Consider the following 18,031-nt stretch of genomic DNA (forward strand, 5'->3'; position numbering starts at 1 on the left):
AAACCGTTGGCGATAAAGCCCCTCGCCAACCGTCCGGAAACTGCCGGGCGGTTGCGACGTGGTGAAAACAAGGTCCCATGCCTGCCTAGTGGGCGTCTGCAGCCTCTGGGGCCGGAAGACTCTCACTTGGCGGAGATTCAAGCTCGGCAAGCTGCCCTTCCAGCGTCTCGCGATAGGTCTCGATCGAGGCATCCTTGATATGCCCATAGCCGCGGATCTTCATGGCTAGGGCAGCGATCTCTGCAGCCTTGTCGACATTCTCCGCGGTGAGCCCGGCGATCAGCCGGTCCAGAAGGGCAGTGTACTCCCCGATAAGGGCCCGCTCCGTCTTGCGCTCCTGAAGATAGCCGAAGGGATCGAACTTCGTTCCGCGAAGGCCACGCATCCGGGCCAGGACGCGAAGCGCCCGCATCATCCAGGGACCGAAACGGCGCTTTCGCGGCTCACCCGTCACCTTGTCACGTCCCGCCAGAATGGGCGGCGCCATGTGGAAAGAGAGCTTCACATCGCCTTCGAACTGCTTGGAAAGCTCCTGTTCGAAATAGCCGTCCGTGAACAGGCGCGCCACCTCATACTCGTCCTTGTAGGACATCAGCTTGAAGAGGGACCGCGCCGCCGCCGTTGCGAACGCATCGCCTGAGGACACGCCAGCTTCTGCAGCCCGGACCTTCTCGATGGTTGCGCGATAGCGCTCCGCATATTCGGCATTCTGATAGCCGGTGAGGAACTCGACCCGCCGCTCCAGCATGTCGTCCAGCGTTTCCGGCGGTGGATCATTCAGTTCAGCAGCCTTGTAGACCTTGTCCGGATCCACAACGAGCATCCGCCCCCATTGCAGAGCCGCCAGGTTCATGTCCACGCCGACACCGTTCAGCCGAATAGCGCTTTCGAGCGCCTCTTCGTCAAACGAGACCCAACCCTTCTGATAGGCCGCGCCCAGCATCATGAGGTTGGCCCCCACCGCGTCGCCCAGCAGCCGCTCGGAGATGCGCGTGAATGGATGAATGAGGAAATGATCCTCGCCGGCCCGGCGGCGCAGGCGCCGCGTCAGCAATGAGTTGTCCGGAACCGCCGTCGCATCCTGGGTGAAGTCACCGGTGACCGCGACATCGCTGTTGGCGACAACGCTGGTGTGCCCCGGCTCGATGGCCGCAATGACATCCCGCGAATTGCCGACAACCTCGTCGCAGGCGATGATCAGGTCAGCCGACTTGCTCGGCACCCGCACCGCGGAAATCTCCTCCCGGGCAAGGTGAATGTGGCTTGTGACGGCGCCGCCCTTCTGGGCCATGCCAACCTGGTCGAGCGTGGCCACTTTCAGGCCTTCCATATGGCCGGCCATGGAGAGCAGAGCCCCCACGGTCACCACACCCGTACCGCCGATACCGGCAACCAGCAGGCGCTGGTGCTGTTTCATGGCTTCGGGCACGTCGACCGTCGGGAAGGTGACAGTCGTATCGATCGCCGCTCCGGCAGACTTGCGCGGCTTGCCGCCTTCGACGGTCACGAAGCTCGGACAGAAGCCATTGAGGCAGCTATAGTCCATGTTGCAGCTTGATTGGTTGATCCGGCGTTTGGTGCCAAATTCAGTCTTGACCGGCTCCACCGACAGGCAGTTGGACTTTGCCGAGCAATCGCCGCAGCCCTCGCAGACCAGCTCGTTGATGAAGACACGCTGCGTCGGCATGGGAATCTTGCCGCGCTTGCGCATCCGCCGCTTCTCGGTGGCGCAGGTCTGCTCATAGATGATGACACTGACGCCCGTCTCGTCACGCAGTTCGCGTTGAAGCCCCTCCAGGTCGTCACGATGCTCGACCCGGTCGACCTTGCCCCGGACAGGGTCATTGGACGGATAGCGGTCGAGATCGTCGGTTGAGATAACGATCTTGTTGACCCCTTCGCCGCGCAGCTGATCGACGAGGTGATTGACCGTAAGAATGCCACCACCAACGGACTGGCCGCCCGTCATGGCGACAGCATCATTGTAAAGCAGCTTGTAGGTGATGTTCAGATTTGCGGCGACGGCCTGACGGACCGCCAGCAGACCGGAGTGGAAGTAGGTCCCGTCCCCGACATTGGCAAAGATGTGCTTTTCTTCCGTGAACGGAGAAAGCCCCATCCAGTGGACGCCCTCGCCACCCATTTGCGAGAAGGACGAGTGACCGGGCCGGTTATAGGCCGCAAGCCCGTGACAACCGATCCCCGACAGGGCACGGCTTCCCTCAGGAAGCACCGTCGAACGGTTGTGCGGGCAGCCTGAACAGAAGAACGGCTTACGGATGACCGGCGCGACGGAAAATTCCGTCTGCGACGCGATGGCATTGGCCGCGAACTTCGTTCCTTCGGCAAGCTCTTCGGCGCCCGTCAGCTTGTGCAGCAGCGGTCCGATCTCGGCGGCAATCCGCTCTGGCGCCAACTCGCCGATCTTGGGCAGAAGCGGCTTGCCGCTGCCATCAGTCTTGCCACACACGCGCGGCGACGCGCCACCATAGAGCACCGAGCGGATCTGGTCCTCGATAAATGGCCCTTTCTCCTCGACCACGATGATGGTCTCGAGGCCTTCCGCGAACGTCTTGAGGCGTTCCGGCTCGAGCGGCCAGATCATCGCGGGCTTGTAGAGCGCGATCCCGAGCGCCTCGAGCTTGTCCTCGGACAGGCCCAGCAGGTCGAGCGATGCTTTCAGGTCGAGCCAGGATTTGCCGGCCGCGACAAGCCCGATCTTCGCATTGTTCGGCTTGGAGACGATCCGGTCCAGATCGTTCGCGCGGACATACTCCATGACCGCGGGAAGCTTGTATTCCTGAAGCCGGCGCTCCTGGTCGAGCGGCGTCTCCGGCCAGCGATTGTGGAGACCGATGTCCGGAACCTCGACTTCAGGGACCACGAATTTGCCATCCAGCTCATTGGCCGCGACGGCGCGGGTGGAATCGGCGACATCCGTGATGATCTTGAGCGCCGTCCAGGCGCCACTCAGGCGCGAGGCGGCAAACGCATGCAGACCAAATGTGACGATTTCCTCGGCATCGGCCGGATAGAAAAGCGGCACCTGCAGACCGGCAACGACGTCGTCGCTGTCGCATACGATGGAGGAGGATTTGGCGATATGGTCATCGCCGACGGCCAACACGACGCCACCATATTGGGAGGTGCCCTGCATGTTGCCGTGACGCACCGCATCCGACGCCCGATCAAGGCCCGGCCCCTTGCCATACCAGAGCGAGAAGACACCATCGACCTTGGCCCCCGGCGACTGCGCAATTTGCTGGCTGCCGGCAACGGCCGTGGCCGCCAGCTCCTCATTGACAGCAGGCTTTACAACAATGCCCGCCTCGTCGACGAGCTTGGCCGCCTTGGCAAAGGTCATGTCCAGCGTGCCGAGCGGGGAGCCCTGATAGCCGCTTGCGAACCCGCCCGTATTCAGGCCGGCCTTCTTGTCACGCTCTGCCTGCAACAGCATCAGACGAACAAGCGCCTGCACGCCCGAAATCAGGATTTCGCCGTCACGCTTTTCATACCTGTCGTTGAGGCTTACCGAATAATCACTCATGAATTGCACCCAATTTCCGTCCCATTTCGTGCACCACGAACACATGAAGCTGGCGGTGCGCCCGTCGCTTCATTGGACATTGCCCGGTGCATCGTCTGCAGCAGCTGTATTTTTGGATTGTTTTGCTTTTCTATCATCATAGCAGCTTCTGATTTCAGAATAATCGTTCAGCCATAATTTTCATATTCGATGTGCAGCATAAGCAGTATTCAAAACCAGAATACCGCTTGGTGGCACGAAGCTCCGGCAAGCCTCACAGCGGCTGCCGAGCCTCCTTGGCCGACCGTACAAATACCGTCAGGCGACGAAGCGTGACCGCCGCCAGGTCAGACCGATATGCAAGGCCGCGGCGATCACAAGAAGCCCAACGAACAGCGACATACCGAGCGTGTAGGATCCAAGCGCATCGTAGAGCCCGCCATTAAGGGCCGGCCCGATGAGAACGCCCAGCAGGAAGACCGAGGTAATCAGCCCCATATTCGCGCCGAAATTGTCGAGACCGAAGATACGCCGCACCAGATAGGCCAGCACATCCGCCTCTGCCCCCAGCGCGACACCGATCATGAAGACACCCGGCACGAAAGCGGCCTCCCAGCCTGTCACGATCAGGAAAATCCCGGTCGCCCCCGTCAGGAAGGTCAGCGCGCCAAGCAGGCCTGTATCGATATAGTCCAGCAGGAAGCCAGCCGTTGGACGCGCAAGCAGCGAACCGATCCCCATCGCGGATACGACAGCGGCAGCGGCCTCGGGCGCCATGCCCTGATCGGTAAGCATCGGCATCAGGTGGACGAAGGCGCCATTGATGGCCAGACCGACGAGAAAATAGATGAAGGCCAGACGCCAGAAGATGAAGGACCGCCAGTTTGCAGGCGCTCCAGCGCCATCCGCTGCTTCGGCCCTGGCAGGCGGTGTCCAGGTATCATGGCGGTCGCGGATCAGCAGAAGGCGAAGCAGCAGAACGGCCACCACGGAGATAATCCCGATCGCCACATAGGTGTTGCGCCAGCCGAGTTCAGCCGAAAGGGCCTGCGTCACGACAGGCGCGGCCATCAGACCGATCCCATGGCCCGAGGCCGTGATGCCAAGGGCGAGGCCAAGCCGGCGGCGGAACCACCGCGTCACGACGATGTAGTAAATCGGCGTATAGGTAAGCGCCCCGGTCGCGCCGACAAAGGCACAGGTCAGAAGAAAGAGCGGGTAGGAAAGCGGTATCAGCCCCAGACTGGCAATCGCCAGGCCGAGCAGGGGCGCGCCGATCGTAATAAGGAGGGCCGGGCTGACCCGGTCGGCCAGGCGTCCGGCAAACGGGTTACAGATGAGCAAGGCCAGCATGCCCGTCGACAGGCCGAGCGAGACCTGACCGCGGGACCATCCGCCTTCCTCGGAGAGCGGATTGATGAAAACAGTCATGGTGCCGTTGAAGAGCGTGATCAGGTTGAACGACACACCCATCATACAGCCGAAAAGCACAAGATATGCCTTCCAGGACGTCTTCTCCTCGTCCATCGGAGCAGCCATCCCCTCAGTTACAGGCTGATCGCCCGCCGTAGCTTCAGCATTATTCATATCGCACCATTCCTCCCGTCGTACTCGCACGGCACAGACCGGACGCACCCCGAGTCTGACCTAACCTGTCTCGCCGCGAACCTCATTTCGGCGCCTTCACCACAAGGAAGAGAGCCAGCCAGTCGCAAGTGAGGTGACGAGGGCAGGTAAATCGAAATCGCGGCACATTTGCATACCTCCCGGGCTTTGTATTCTTTATGTCAAAAATACTGAATATTCAGGGAACGAATAATCGTCCCGTGCTCTTCCGCCGCCGGTCTTTCGATAGATGATCTTGGCAAATTATCCCCGCTTTTATAGATAGGAATAATGATAGACCGCTATTTGGTGCGTTATTTCCTGGCCGTCGTGGACCAGGGCTCGTTTTCGCGGGCTGCCAGCCAGGTGAACGTCGCCCAGCCGACCCTTTCGGTCGGTATCGCCAAGCTCGAAGGTCTGCTTGGCGTGACCCTGTTCGACAGGTCGACGCGCCGGATCAATCTCACGACAGCGGGATCGAGATTCCTCCCGCATGCCCGGCGGATCGAAAGCGAGTTCAATCAGGCGATGGTGTCGGTTCGCTCGGAAGGGACAGATGAAGTCTTCCGCCTGGGCATCCTGTCGACCATTCCAGCCAGCCTGGTGGGGCGGGCCTTCGGCCGTGTCCTGGCAGCTCATCCCGACCTGCGGATGGAGATTGTCGAAGGCTCCGAAAAGGAGCTCACAAACGCCCTTGCCAGGCGGCGTGTGGACACAGCTCTGACGATTGTCGCCCGGGGCGGCGAAAGGCATGTCGAGGAGAGCCTGTATACCGAGCCATACCATGTCGCGATGATGGCCGATCACCCGTGTGCCACCCAGAACACGGTCTCCGTTGAGGATCTGGCGGGAAGCATCATGATGGTGCGGCGCCATTGCGAGGCGCTTTCCGAAACCAGCCGCTTCTTCACCGAGCAAGGCGTTCGCCCGTTCTTTTCCTTCCGCTCCTCAAACGATGAACGGGTTCTGGCGATGGTGGCCTCGGGTCTCGGGATCACGGTGATGCCGGCCAGTTATCAGGCCCCGGGAGTTGCGCTCAAACCGCTCGACGGCTTCATGCTCGAGCGCCAGATCGGCCTGATCTTCAGGAATGAAGAGCATGCCCAGACGCTTCCCGAAGCTATCCGGGCCGGCTTCCGTTCAATCGTTGATCTAAGCCCCGCTCAAGCCTGAGGGGTGCCCCGGCGCGGCTTACCCGCCCTGCGCGATCGACCAGCCGATTTCGGCCAGCGGATGGGCCTTGCGCCCGACTTCCTCTGCGTCATCACTGCTCGCCTGGCCTTCCTTGGCGCGTTTGTAGACACCCTGAAGGATCGCGGCGATGCGAAACAGGCTGAAGGCCAGATAGAAGTTCCAGTGCGGAATGCCGTCACGGCCCGTACGCTCGCAATAACGCTGGACGTAGTCAGACTCCTCCGGGATACCCATAGCGGGCCGGTCCAGATCGGCAAAGCCGCGGAAGAGATCTGCATCCACGCGCCAGACCATCGTATGATAAGCGAAATCGGCCAGCGGATCGCCAAGCGTGGAAAGCTCCCAGTCCAGCAGCGCAATGACCCTGGGCTCGGTCGGGTGGAAGATCATATTGTCCAGGCGCAGGTCACCGTGGAAAATCCGAACGGGCTGTTCAGCCGGAAGGTTCTCCGGCAACCACGCGATCAGCTGCTCCATCGCCTCGCAGCGCACATCCTCGCTGGCGCGATACTGTTTCGTCCACGTCCTGACCTGACGTTTAAGGAAATCCTCGCTGCGGCCATAACCTTCAAGGCCGACCTTGAATGGATCGACACGGTGCAGGCTGGCCACAGCCTCATTCATGGCGTCGAAGATTTCCGCCCGCGCCTGTGGGGTTTCGCCAGGCAGACGCTGATCGTAGAAGATACGCCCGCCAACGAAATCCATGACATAGAAGGCGGCCCCCAGAACGCTGTCATCGTCGCAGAAAGCCCGCACACGCGGCACAGGCACATCACTGCCTTCCAGCGCTTTCAGGACCTGGTATTCGCGCTCGATCGCATGGGCTTTCGGCAAAAGCGGCCCGAAAGGCTTGCGCCGCAGGACATAATCACCTGATGCCGCGCGCAATTTGTAGGTCGGGTTGGACTGCCCGAAGCCGAACTTGTGAAGCGTGCCCGGGCCACGATAGCCGTCAACATTGGTTTCGAGCCAGGACTCCATCCCTGACGACAGGGCTTCGCCGCTCGCCGCGGCCTTGTCTTGCTCAGGGGCAGATGTCATCGCGGCGCTCCATAATTGTCGTCCATCGAAGGCTCCAAAGGCAGATATCCTGCTTGACACAGCAAGCTCGGATGCCGGACTAACACTTCGAAGATTGTAGGACAATCGGCAATTGATCGAAGATCGTTGACGGACCTTGACGCGCACTAGGCAGGTCCTGTGTGTCAGTCATCAAATATGGAGGAGATAGCCATGAGTGGACGGCTTGCAGGCAAAAAGGCGCTCGTAACCGGCGCAGCACAAGGGCTCGGCGCGGAGATCGCACGGCGCCTGGCCTCTGAAGGCGCGCTGGTCGTGCTCAGCGACATAAACCGTGACGGTGCAGAGGCCGTGGCCAGCGAGATCGACGACAAATACGGCACCGGAACCGCCTGGTCGATCCAGCACGATGTCACGAAAGAAGATGACTGGGTTGCCGCCATCGAGCGTTGCCGGGAGGCCATGGGCGGTCTTTCGGTTCTGGTAAACAATGCCGGCATCGTGCTCACCGGATCGGTCGAGGACCTCGACCTTGATGCCTGGCACAAGGGCATGGCGGTGAATACCGACAGCGTCTTCCTGGGCTGCAAGCATGCCCTGTCGCTCATGCGTGACCACCAGCCGGGCTCTATCGTCAATCTTTCCTCGATTGCCGGGCTGATCGCCGCGCACAATTTTGCGAACTATAATGCTTCCAAAGCCGCCGTCTGGATGCTCAGCAAGTCGATTGCCCTGCATTGCGCCCGACAGGGCCTGGATATCCGCTGTAACTCAGTCCACCCGACCTTCATCCGCACCCCCATCCTGCAGGACCTGGTCGGTGACCGCGACGAGGCGACGGTCATGGAAAAACTGCGCAAGCAGGTGCCGCTTGGCCGCCTGGGCGAGCCGGAAGATGTTGCCAATGCCGTGCTTTATCTGGCCTCTGAAGAAAGCCGGTTCATGACCGGTGCAGAGCTCAAGCTCGATGGCGGTATTTCAGCGATGTAAGCAAATTGGGCATGTCCCAGTCGGCAACCGGCTTCGGACATGCCCATCTGAAAACCCGCGTCACGCCGGAAGTGTCATCCAGGTCAGCACGGCAAACAGGACCAGAGCCACACCGGGGGCGATGGCGTGTTTGAATTCCTTGTTCCGGATAAGCGTCGCGAAAGCAGCGAGCATGATCAACGTCCCAAGCGCTGCACCGGCAAACCGGCTCACAGCAAACAGGAGCATGCCGGCGACGATCAGTTCGAGAATGGCGGCAACAAGATGGAACCAGGCCGGATAGCCCCACTCCCGGAACATCGTACGGGTTTTCTCTGTTGGCGGCACATTGACGACGAAGCCAACGACAAAGAATGCCGCCAATAGCCAGGCCAGAATGAGCTCCGCGCTAAGATTCTCCATAGTCTCCCCCTATGTTCTGAATTCGCATATAGCCCTATCGGACTATCAGGATTGCTCATAGAGACGAACTTTCCTCTCGCCAACCACCCCCGAGCGATTTGAACAAATCCACGCGAGCGGAGGAGAGGCGCTGGACCGACGAAGCATAGGCCGCCCGCGCGGTCAGCAGGTCGGCCTGAGCCACCAGGACATCCAGATAAGCCACCGACCCGGCCCGGTATTTGAGCTCGGCAAGCTGATAGGCCCGCTCGGAGCGCTCTTGGGCCTCCCGCAGGGCATCGAGCTGGTTCTGCTCACTCGCGACGGCGGTGAGGGCCTGCTCCACTTCTTTCAGCGCGGTGAGGACTTTGCCCTCGAAACCGGCCAGCGCGGCATCGCCTCGGGCCTCTGCCTGTTCCAGCCGGGCGCGCGCGGCCACCCGGTTCGGGAAGTTCCAGCTCACGGCAGGCCCCAGCCCAAAGGTGAAGGAATCGTCGCCCGTAACAATGTCGTTGCGCAGGAAGGACCCGACGCCGCCAAAACTGACCCTGGGGTACAGGTCTGCGGTCGCAATACCGATCCGCTCAGTGGCGGCGGCAAGTCCGCGTTCCGCCTGCCGCAGGTCCGGGCGGCGCCTCAGCAGCGCTGCGCCGTCTCCTACAGGCAAGGCCGCAACCGGTTCGGGAGGGATTGAGCAGTTGCGGGCGGCGTCGGGAATCTTGTCCGGCGTCCTGCCGAGCAGGGCAGCAAGCTCGAACAGGGCCAGATCGCGTTGGGCGGCATAGGCCGGGATCTGGGCGCGCGCCGTCGCGGCACGGCTACCGGCGCGCTCCAGATCGAAGTCGTCGGCAGAACCGGCCTCATGCTGGATGGAGACGAGATCCAGGCTTTCCTGGCTTGTCTCATAGGACTTCTGCGCCACCTGGAGCGAAAGCGTCGCGGTGCAGGCGTTAAGGTAGGCGCGTGTCGTTTCCGCGGCGACGGTGACGCGGACCGCATCGCGCGCTGCCTTTACGGCCTCGGCATCGGCTTCGGCAGCATCAATCGCCCGGCGAACCCGCCCGAACAGGTCCACCTCCCAGGCGGCAGAGGCGTTCGCATAACTCGTAAGCTGCTCGTCCGCCCCGAGAGCGCCCTGTACAGAGTTGCCGAAATCGACCCCGCCTTCTATGGTGGTCGAGGGCAGTCGGCCCGCCCGCGCCTGTCTGACCACCGCGCGCGCCTCCTCGAGATTGGCGGCCGCAATCTGGAGGTCCGTATTGGCATCGAGCGCCTCGGACACCAGGGCATCCAGCACGGGATCATTGTAAAGCCGCCACCATTCATCCGGTACAGGTAGGGTTGGGTCAACGGTATCGACCATGGTGACGAAGTCGCTCTCGGCGCCCGCCTGCGGGACCGGCTTTTCATAGGCCGGCCCGACAGCACAACCGGCCGCCAAAAGCGGGGCGAGAACAAGGGACATGATGGATTTATGCATGGACGGCCTCCTGGTGGCCTGGATCGATATCTTCCTCCGTGTGCCGATGATGCTGGACGGCCAGAAGCGTATACATGGTGGGCAGCACAAACAGGGTGAACATCGTGCCCACGAGCATGCCCATCACGACCACGATGCCGATAGCAAAGCGGCTCGCCGCGCCCGCACCTTCAGCGAAGAGAAGCGGCACGAGGCCCGCCACCATGGCAGCCGTGGTCATCAGTACCGGACGCATCCTGACGGCAGCGGAGTGGAGGATGGCTTCGTGGCGTCCCCATCCGTTCTCGCGCTGCATGTCATTGGCGAAGGACACCATGAGAATGCCGTGTTTCGAGATCAGCCCGATCAGGGTCACAAGACCGATCTGCGTGTAGATGTTGAGCGTCGTAAAGCCGAGATAGAGCGGCACCAGCGCCCCGCAGACCGCCAGCGGCACGGTCACGAGAATGACGAGCGGATCTCGAAAACTCTCGAATTGAGCAGCCAGGACGAGATAAATGACGATCAGCGCGAAGCCGAAGGAGATCGTCAGCTGATTGCCCTCCTGCACATACTGGCGGCTATTGGACTTCCAGTCGATCGACATGCCCGATGGCAAGGGCTGGCTCTGCAGGAACTCGACGGCTTCGCCCATGGTCACACCCGGCATCAGCACCGCCGACAGCGTCGCCGCATTCATCTGGTCGAACTGCGGCAGCGCATTGGGCTGCGGACGAAACTCGAAGTCCACAACGGTCGAGAGCGGGACGAGACGGCCGGATCCGGCTCGGACATAAAACTCTCCGAGATTGTCCGGTGTCAGGCGCTCATTCTGCGGGGCCTGGGCGATGACATCATAGGAGCGGTCAAACCAGTTGAAACGGTTGATATAGTTCTCGCCCACCATGACCGCGAGCGTGTCGGCAATCTCCGACATCGGAATACCAAGTTCACCGGCCTTGTCACGATTGATGGAAATATGCGCCTCGGGACTGTCAAAGGCGAGGTCACTGTCGACGAAGGCGAACAGGCCACTGCCCCAGGCCGCGCCCTTGATACCCTCGAGCGTCTTGTAGATCGACGAGAAGTCATCGGCCGAGCGGATCACCATCTGAACCGGCAGCCCGCCACTGCCAGCCGGCAGGGGGCTTGGCTGGAACGCCGTGCTGTACACCCCGGTGACGCCAGCCATCCGGCCTGTCAGCTCGGCCTGGATATCGTCGGCGCTGCGTTCGCGCTCTTCCCATTCCTTCAGGATGATCCCGCCGAAGCCGACATTCGTGCCGTCGGGCCCGCCCAGGGAGAAGAAGCTATCCTTGAACTCCGGAAAATCGTGGAAGATGTCCTCGACCTGGGAGCTGAACTTGGCGGTGTAATCGATATTGGCGTACTGGGGCGCTTTCGTCTGGACGAAGACGTAGCCCATGTCTTCCGGGGGTGCGAGCTCACGTTCGGCACTCGTGAAGAAGACGAAGATAGCGCCCAGGAACACAACGCCCGCCAACAGCACGGCCGCTCTTGAACGGATGGTCACGTTGAGCAGACGGACATAGCCATTGGTCAGCCCCTGCATGAATATCTCGACGCCGCGGGCCAGACGCCCTTCGGTCAGCTTGGAGTGGAGAAGCCGTCCGCTCATCATGGGTGACAGGGTCAAAGCCACGACGCCCGAGACGATCACCGAGCCGGCCAGCGTGAAGGCAAACTCCCGGAATAGGGCCCCGGTCAGGCCACCCATCATGCCGATCGGCGCATAGACCGCCGCCAGCGTGATAGTCATGGCGATGACCGGCCCGACAATCTCACGCGCGCCGACAATGGCGGCCTTTACCGGGTTCAGCCCCTCCTCGATGTGGCGGTGAATATTCTCCACCACGACGATAGCGTCATCGACCACCAGGCCGATCGCGAGAACCATGGCCAGCAGGGTGAGCAGGTTGAGCGAGAAGCCGAAAGCCAGCATCAGCGCCGCCGTGCCGAGCAGCGATAGCGGGATGGTGACGATGGGGATAATGACTGCCCGGAACGTGCCGAGGAAAAGGAAGATCACCACGATGACGATCAGGACTGCCTCGACCAGCGTATGCTCCACTTCCTCAATCGAAGCCTCGACGAAGTGCGCCACATCGAACTGGTTCTTGATGTCGAGACCGGGCGGCGCGACGCGCTGGATATCCGGCAGCAATTCATTGACGGCTTCGACGATCTCCAGCGGGTTGCCGTCCGGCGTCGGCGAGATCGAAATGATCACGGCCTGCTTGCCCGAACTGAGCGCGCCGGTATCGTAATTCTGGCCGCCGAGCTCGACGGTGGCGACATCACCCAGGCGCACCTGTCCGTTCTCGCCGGTCTTCAGCAGCATGTCGCGGAAGGACTGGATGTCACGCAGGTCAGTCGTCGCCGAAATATTGATCGCGGTCTGATCGCCCTTCAGCTTGCCGGGGGCCGCCTGAACATTGTTGGACCTGAGCGCATTCATGACGTCGCTCGCCGTCATGCCACGCGCGGCCAGTTTGACCGGATCGACCCAGACACGCATGGCGAGCGGCGCCCCGCCCTGAATATCGGCTGAGGCAACCCCGGGCACGGAGGTGATCAGCGGCTGGGCCACACGCATGGCGAAGTCCGCAATCTCCGAAGGCGTGAGCGACTCGCTGACGAACGCGATGTACTGGATGGCCGAGGCCCCATCCGTGATCTTGCTGATCACCGGGTCGGCTGCGCCTTCGGGAAGGCGGAACTTCACCTGCTGTACCTTGGAGAGGATCTCGGTCATCGAGCGGTCTGCGTCCGCGTTCAGGACCAGCTTGGCAGCAATGTGGCTTTTGCCCTGGGTCGACGAGGACTGGATGTACTCAATGCCATTGGCGGTCGCGATGGCCTGCGCAATCGGCGTTGTGACGAAGCCCTGCATGACGTCCTGCGTTGCCCCCGGGAAGGAAGTGTCGATGTTGATCGTCGCACTCTCCATGCGGGGATACTGGCGGATCTGCAGAGAGAAGACCGCACTGATACCGATCAGAAGCATCAGCAGGCTGACAACGATCGACAGGGTCGGCCGTTTGATGAAGATATCTGTGAACGCCATCCTACTTGCCTCCACTCGCGATCTGGTCAGCGACTTTCAGGGGCGCTCCCGGCTGGATCCTGAGTTGCCCGTCCGTGACGATCACATCGCCCGGCTCCAGACCGCTGGTGATGACGATATTGTTGCCGATACGGCGACCCGCCTGAACGGGAACGATCTTGGCGGTTCCCCCACTGCGGGCGTTGTCACCCTCGATGATCACGATGCTGTTGCCTTGTGCGGACGTCTGTACCGCTGTCGCCGGGACGACCAGCGCACCTTTCTGGGGCGGTAGTTCCAGCGAGGCGGTGACATACATTCCGGGCCGCAGCAGGCCGTCGGGATTAGGCAGCAGCGCCTCGATGGCGACATTGCGCGTATCCTCGGCAATCTGTGGCTCGACAGCATTCACCGTGGCAGCGAAGTCGCGTTCCGGAAAAGCGTCGCTCAGGACATGCACCTCAGAGCCGGCCGTAATTCGCGAGAGCTGCTGTTGCGGCAACGAAAACTCGACATAGAGCTGATCCAGCGCCGTCAGGCTCGCAATCGGTTCGCCGGGATTGAGGTATTGGCCGAGATTGATCCGGCGGATCCCCATCCGGCCGGAAAAAGGTGCACGCACCTGTTTCTGCCGCAGTCGGGCCTCAAGCTGGCGAATGGCGGCAACGGCCTGGTCATGCTCGGCCCTGCGCTGCTCGAGAACTTCCTTCGGTTCAGCCCCTTTCGGCGCAAGCTCTTCAGACCGGGCAAGCTGTGTCTTGGCAAGATCCAGCCTTGCCAGGGCGGCTTCCAGGTCTGCCCGTTCGGGAGCGTCATAGAGCTGGACCAGCAGGTCGCCCTTCTCGACTTCCAGACCGGACTCGAAGTTGGTCCGTGTCACACGACCGGCGACTTCAGCCGAAAGCACGACTTCATCGACGGCTTTCAGGGTCCCGACGGCTTCCAGCGATACAGGGACTTCCTGCGGCTGGACCTGAGTGGCCGATACCGGCAGGGCCTGCTGCTGCGGGGCCTGTTGGGGCGCGGTGGTCTGGTTGCGCCAGAAGAACAGCCCGCCCAGCACAATCGTCAGTACGATAATTGTGACCAGGATGCTGAACACCTGGAAGATGATGCCCCGCGATTTCTTTGGGCGCGTTTCGTTGGCCGTATCGCTCATTTTTCTCTCCTGTCTGCGACAGGGGCCGGCACAGCCGCCATCAGGCTGAAATTTCTGCTGATCATCTACCTGTTACTCCTGTAGAGGCGGCGCTTGGACCAACCGGCTCCTCCGGTACGCCAGGCGCTTCGATTACCTTTCAGATGAAATCCCTGGCCGAGGCATTGCCCGCTCCAGCGCGAACCAGGGCAAGGCCGCTATAAGGGCGCCCTGTTTGTGTTCTGTCGGATTGAGTCATGTCGGCTCCATTCGAGTTTCCGCGCACGATTGGCGGAGCTTGCGTGGGCAAGCCGACACTGCTACTACGACCTCAAGTATGGTTGAGGTCAATAGGGAAGATGACATATTTGAAAAGTTCTCAGATCCTGACTGTCGGAGAGGTGGCCAAACGCAGCGGTGTGCCTGTCTCAACCCTGCACTTCTATGAGACGAAGGGCCTGATAGAGAGCTCCCGCACCGCCGGAAACCAGCGCCGCTATACGCGCTCAATCCTGCGTCGCATCGCCATTATCCGGATCGCGCAGCGGGCCGGCCTGCCGCTCTCGGTTATCAAGGACTATCTCGACAAACTGCCGGACGGCCCGATCAAGGCAAAGGACTGGCGCGAACTCAGCCAAGAGTGGCGGGTCATCCTCGATGACCGGATAACGAGCCTTTTGCAGCTTCGCGACCAGATGGAAGGCTGTATCGGCTGCGGCTGCCTATCGCTCAAGGAATGCCCGCTGCGCAATCCGGACGACTTCCTCGCCGAGGAAGGCCCGGGCGCCCGGCGGTTGATAAATGACAGGAATGAGGCCCGGCCCGGAGGAAGCTGAACACCCCGGCCAGCCTGAACCTGATCATTATCCATCGCGCTCGCTCAGGAGCTGCTCCCGAATGAGATCGTCAAAACCGGAGGGAAGCCTCGCGTCGAAAGATGTTTTGCCAACCCTGCTCACTGGCACCATGAGACGCAAACTGTTGGCCATGAACACATGGTCGGCTTTCTCAAGCGCCTCGATCGACAGGCTGTCCTCGGACGCCTGAAAACCTGCAGCCCCCGCATTTTCCAGGATCCAGTTGCGCATAACCCCTTCGACGATGCCATCGGTCAGAGGTGGAGTGACCAGCTTGTCTCCATAGCAGACAAAAAGATTGGCGATGGACGTGCAGGCCAAATGTCCTGCCGGCGTACAGTACAGGGCGTCGTCGAAACCGGCCGCTTGCGCCGCCCTGTGTCCGGCAATCGCATCGGTATAGGCCAGCGTCTTATAGCGTGACGATGGCGCTGTCGGGTTTCGCTGGATCGCACTGATCGCGAGACGGACAGGCGGATAGGGATAGCCCTGCGCCTGCGGCGTGAAGCTCACCAGGAGGGTCGGCGTCGACGCAACGTCTCCGCCCAGGCCACGCACACCCGGTCCGCGCGTGACCGTCAGGCGAAGGGCGCCCGTCGCCCCGGCCGGAAGCGCACTGTCGGCAAGCGCCTCCAGCGCTTCACGCTTCAGCGGCAAGGCAAAAGCATCACACGCTTTAAGGAGGCGCTGGATGTGGCGCGCGCGCAGGACGATCTCTCCATTAATCACAAGCGAAGTATCGAAAATGCCATCGCCAAGGAGAAGCCCCCGGTCGGTGAGATCGAATGGCTGGACGGCCTCTATCGAAGAAGCAGCCTGGTTCAGTCGGATTATGGGCATGGGACGGACCGGCAGAGATTCAGGAAGTTTGCGAGCAGGTTCTGGCCATGCTCGGTCAGGATCGATTCCGGGTGGAACTGGATACCGAATACCGGGTGGTCGGGATGCGAGAGCGCCATGACTTCGCCGTCCGGCGCTCTTGCATCCACGCGCAGCTCCGTATCGGCAAGCGACAGGTCGGCAATCAGGGAGTGATAGAGTCCCACAGACAAGGGCGATGGCAGGCCGTCAAACAAGCCGGTTCCATCATGGTCGAGAGGTACAGCCCGCCCGTGCAGAGGGGTCTTCGCGCGACGGACGGATCCGCCATAGGCAACCGCAATGGCCTGATGGCCCAGACAGACACCCAGTATCGGCACATCCGCGCCGAAAGCCTTCACAGCCGCCACCGATATGCCAGCCTCTTCAGGACCGGAGGGGCCGGGCGAGATGACGATCGCTTCGGGGCGCCGGCGACGGATATCCTCAAGCGACAGGCGCCGGCTGTCCTCGACCTCGACCTTCGCCTCCGCCAGTGTCAGATAGCGCGCCAGATTGAAGACGAAACTGTCGCGATTGTTCAGCATCAGGATCATCCGGGCACCTGCGGGGTTGGTTCACGCCCGAGAATACGTTCGGCCTTGAGTTGAACTTCCTCCCATTCGGCATTTGCCTCCGAAAGCAGCGTAATCCCAGCCCCCGACCAGTATCTTTCCTCGTCAGGCAAGTGATCGACCGTGCGGATCATGATGTTGAAATCACAGGCTCCATCAAAGCCGATATAGCCGAAAGACCCGCAAAAAGCCCCCCGCGCCGACGGTTCGAGTGCATCGATAATCTCCATGGCCCGCAGCTTCGGCGCGCCTGTGACCGACCCGCCGGGAAAGACCGCGCCGAGGAGATCGACGGCATCGCGCCCCAGCGAGAGCTGCGCTGCAATCGTCGAGACCAGATGGTGCAGGTTCGGCAGGCTTTCTACGCCGCACAGACGCGTCACCTCGACCGATTCCGGCCGACACACCCTGGACAGGTCGTTGCGCAACAGGTCCACGATCATGATATTTTCAGCCCGGTCCTTCTCGGACGCGGCCAGCGCTTCCGCAAGCTGCCGGTCACGGCCGGGGTCAGGTGAGCGTCTGGTCGTCCCCTTGATCGGTTCGGCCCTGACATGTCCGTCCGCATCCATTGCCACAAGCCGTTCGGGAGAGAGGCTGGAGAGGATGCGGCCCTCAAAGACACCGAAGGCGGACAACGCCGCCTCTGTTCTCTGGCGCAGGCGGAGATAATCGGCAAAGGGATGGCCGGGTCCGGACCGCGCCCAGAGGCTCGCAATATTGGCCTGGTAGATCTCGCCATCCAGAATCTCTTCCCGCACCGTGTTCACGAGCTCGGCATAAGCCGGTTGCCTCGGGGCGCGAGACCAAGCAGGCTCAGTCCCTCCGCGGCGGACCTCTGCTCCGGTCTCCCCGCAGACGAGCTTTGCTACACGACGCATCTGGCCGCGCGCCAGGATTTCATCCGGTGCTGCCCCCGCACCGCCCAGTCCGGCAGAGTAAACGGTCATGCTGCGAGTTGCATGGTCGACCGCCACAACGGTGTCGTAGAGGGCGAACTCGATCACCGCATTGGACGCAGGCTGGTGACGCGACTGGAAGTCATGGATCCATATACTGGCCGCATCATAGCTCACATAGCCGATGACGCCGCCCTGAAACGGGGATCCTCCCTTTAGGGGCTTTGCACGAAACTGGCTTTTCCAGCTCCGAAACGCGGTATCGAAATCTTCGCTGGATTCCACCTGCGGCCACCGGAAACGCGATATCGGCTCGATGGCGAAATAGGAGTAGCGCCCTGAAGGATGGTCCGCGCCAGCACTGTCCAGCCACACAAAGCCCGGCAGGTCATGCAGCCGCGTCGCAACCTCGGCAGGCTCCATCCAGGGTAAGGCTTCAGCGTACACGTTTCGGTCCAG

13 protein-coding genes are annotated in these 18,031 nt (G+C 61.5%); 3 read left to right on the forward strand and 10 right to left on the reverse strand.

Annotation, left to right across the window (positions count from 1 at the left end; genetic code table 11):
- Positions 1-85 precede the first annotated feature (85 nt).
- Together B8784_RS17320 and B8784_RS17325 are read right to left on the reverse strand one after the other, a co-directional pair.
- The gene (locus tag B8784_RS17320; protein ID WP_158085734.1) at positions 86-3,547 is read right to left on the reverse strand and encodes an indolepyruvate ferredoxin oxidoreductase family protein; all 3,462 of its coding nucleotides are present in this window, start codon (positions 3,545-3,547) and stop codon (positions 86-88) included.
- A gap of 297 nt (positions 3,548-3,844) precedes the next feature.
- On the reverse strand, positions 3,845-5,113 hold the full coding sequence (locus tag B8784_RS17325) for an MFS transporter (RefSeq protein WP_084399146.1): 1,269 nt from the start codon (positions 5,111-5,113) through the stop codon (positions 3,845-3,847).
- A 309-nt stretch (positions 5,114-5,422) separates the two neighbouring features.
- Here B8784_RS17325 and B8784_RS17330 point away from each other — a divergent pair, with 309 nt between their 5' ends.
- Positions 5,423-6,304 carry a LysR family transcriptional regulator gene (locus B8784_RS17330; RefSeq protein WP_084399147.1) on the forward strand — a complete coding sequence of 294 codons (882 nt, stop codon included), beginning with the start codon at positions 5,423-5,425 and terminating at the stop codon, positions 6,302-6,304.
- Positions 6,305-6,322: 18 nt separating this feature from the next.
- On the opposite strand, the gene B8784_RS17335 is transcribed toward B8784_RS17330, so the two are convergent.
- On the reverse strand, positions 6,323-7,369 hold the full coding sequence (locus tag B8784_RS17335; RefSeq protein ID WP_084399148.1) for a phosphotransferase: 1,047 nt from the start codon (positions 7,367-7,369) through the stop codon (positions 6,323-6,325).
- Between the two features lie 186 nt (positions 7,370-7,555).
- Here B8784_RS17335 and B8784_RS17340 point away from each other — a divergent pair, with 186 nt between their 5' ends.
- Positions 7,556-8,338 (forward strand): SDR family oxidoreductase, encoded by a 783-nt coding sequence (locus tag B8784_RS17340; protein WP_084399166.1) that lies wholly within the window; start codon positions 7,556-7,558, stop codon positions 8,336-8,338.
- 60 nt (positions 8,339-8,398) lie between these two features.
- Here the strand turns inward: B8784_RS17340 and B8784_RS17345 are convergent, their stop codons facing one another.
- From B8784_RS17345 to B8784_RS17360, 4 genes are read right to left on the reverse strand one after another with little or no spacing between them, the layout of a single operon-like run.
- Positions 8,399-8,740 (reverse strand): DoxX family protein, encoded by a 342-nt coding sequence (locus tag B8784_RS17345; RefSeq protein ID WP_084399149.1) that lies wholly within the window; start codon positions 8,738-8,740, stop codon positions 8,399-8,401.
- Between the two features lie 55 nt (positions 8,741-8,795).
- Complete coding sequence (locus B8784_RS17350) at positions 8,796-10,199, reverse strand: efflux transporter outer membrane subunit (protein WP_084399150.1); 1,404 nt, start codon at positions 10,197-10,199, stop codon at positions 8,796-8,798.
- Complete coding sequence (locus B8784_RS17355) at positions 10,192-13,266, reverse strand: efflux RND transporter permease subunit (protein ID WP_084399151.1); 3,075 nt, start codon at positions 13,264-13,266, stop codon at positions 10,192-10,194. The genes B8784_RS17350 and B8784_RS17355 overlap by 8 nt, the downstream gene beginning before the upstream one ends.
- Position 13,267: 1 nt before the next feature.
- A complete protein-coding gene (locus tag B8784_RS17360; protein WP_084399152.1) occupies positions 13,268-14,404 on the reverse strand; it encodes an efflux RND transporter periplasmic adaptor subunit in 1,137 nt (378 codons plus the stop codon).
- Positions 14,405-14,742: 338 nt separating this feature from the next.
- Between B8784_RS17360 and soxR the strand changes: the two genes are divergently transcribed.
- Positions 14,743-15,219, forward strand: a complete 477-nt coding sequence (gene soxR / locus B8784_RS17365; protein ID WP_084399153.1) for a redox-sensitive transcriptional activator SoxR — start codon at positions 14,743-14,745, stop codon at positions 15,217-15,219.
- Between the two features lie 27 nt (positions 15,220-15,246).
- Here soxR and B8784_RS17370 read toward each other — a convergent pair whose 3' ends face one another.
- Genes B8784_RS17370 through B8784_RS17380 form a run of 3 tightly spaced genes read right to left on the reverse strand, consistent with a single transcriptional unit; the run spans position 15,247 to position 18,019 of the window.
- Positions 15,247-16,080, reverse strand: coding sequence for an aminotransferase class IV (locus B8784_RS17370; RefSeq protein WP_084399154.1), 834 nt, complete (start codon positions 16,078-16,080; stop codon positions 15,247-15,249).
- The gene (locus B8784_RS17375) at positions 16,071-16,655 is read right to left on the reverse strand and encodes an anthranilate synthase component II (RefSeq protein ID WP_084399155.1); all 585 of its coding nucleotides are present in this window, start codon (positions 16,653-16,655) and stop codon (positions 16,071-16,073) included. The genes B8784_RS17370 and B8784_RS17375 overlap by 10 nt, the downstream gene beginning before the upstream one ends.
- Positions 16,652-18,019, reverse strand: a complete 1,368-nt coding sequence (locus tag B8784_RS17380) for an anthranilate synthase component I family protein (protein ID WP_158085735.1) — start codon at positions 18,017-18,019, stop codon at positions 16,652-16,654. The genes B8784_RS17375 and B8784_RS17380 overlap by 4 nt, the downstream gene beginning before the upstream one ends.
- Positions 18,020-18,031 lie beyond the last annotated feature (12 nt).

It is taken from the genome of Henriciella aquimarina (genome assembly GCF_002088975.1).
In the GTDB taxonomy this organism is placed as follows: domain Bacteria; phylum Pseudomonadota; class Alphaproteobacteria; order Caulobacterales; family Hyphomonadaceae; genus Henriciella; species Henriciella aquimarina.

Bases quoted from the DNA above. Each gene is read 5' to 3' on its own strand.
- B8784_RS17320 (WP_158085734.1), bottom strand. From the start codon at position 3,547: ATGAGTGATTATTCGGTAAGCCTCAACGACAGGTATGAAAAGCGTGAC.
- B8784_RS17325 (WP_084399146.1), bottom strand. From the start codon at position 5,113: ATGAATAATGCTGAAGCTACGGCGGGCGATCAGCCTGTAACTGAGGGG.
- B8784_RS17330 (WP_084399147.1), top strand. From the start codon at position 5,423: ATGATAGACCGCTATTTGGTGCGTTATTTCCTGGCCGTCGTGGACCAG.
- B8784_RS17335 (WP_084399148.1), bottom strand. From the start codon at position 7,369: ATGACATCTGCCCCTGAGCAAGACAAGGCCGCGGCGAGCGGCGAAGCC.
- B8784_RS17345 (WP_084399149.1), bottom strand. From the start codon at position 8,740: ATGGAGAATCTTAGCGCGGAGCTCATTCTGGCCTGGCTATTGGCGGCA.
- B8784_RS17350 (WP_084399150.1), bottom strand. From the start codon at position 10,199: ATGCATAAATCCATCATGTCCCTTGTTCTCGCCCCGCTTTTGGCGGCC.
- B8784_RS17355 (WP_084399151.1), bottom strand. From the start codon at position 13,266: ATGGCGTTCACAGATATCTTCATCAAACGGCCGACCCTGTCGATCGTT.
- B8784_RS17360 (WP_084399152.1), bottom strand. From the start codon at position 14,404: ATGAGCGATACGGCCAACGAAACGCGCCCAAAGAAATCGCGGGGCATC.
- soxR (WP_084399153.1), top strand. From the start codon at position 14,743: ATGACATATTTGAAAAGTTCTCAGATCCTGACTGTCGGAGAGGTGGCC.
- B8784_RS17370 (WP_084399154.1), bottom strand. From the start codon at position 16,080: ATGCCCATAATCCGACTGAACCAGGCTGCTTCTTCGATAGAGGCCGTC.
- B8784_RS17375 (WP_084399155.1), bottom strand. From the start codon at position 16,655: ATGATCCTGATGCTGAACAATCGCGACAGTTTCGTCTTCAATCTGGCG.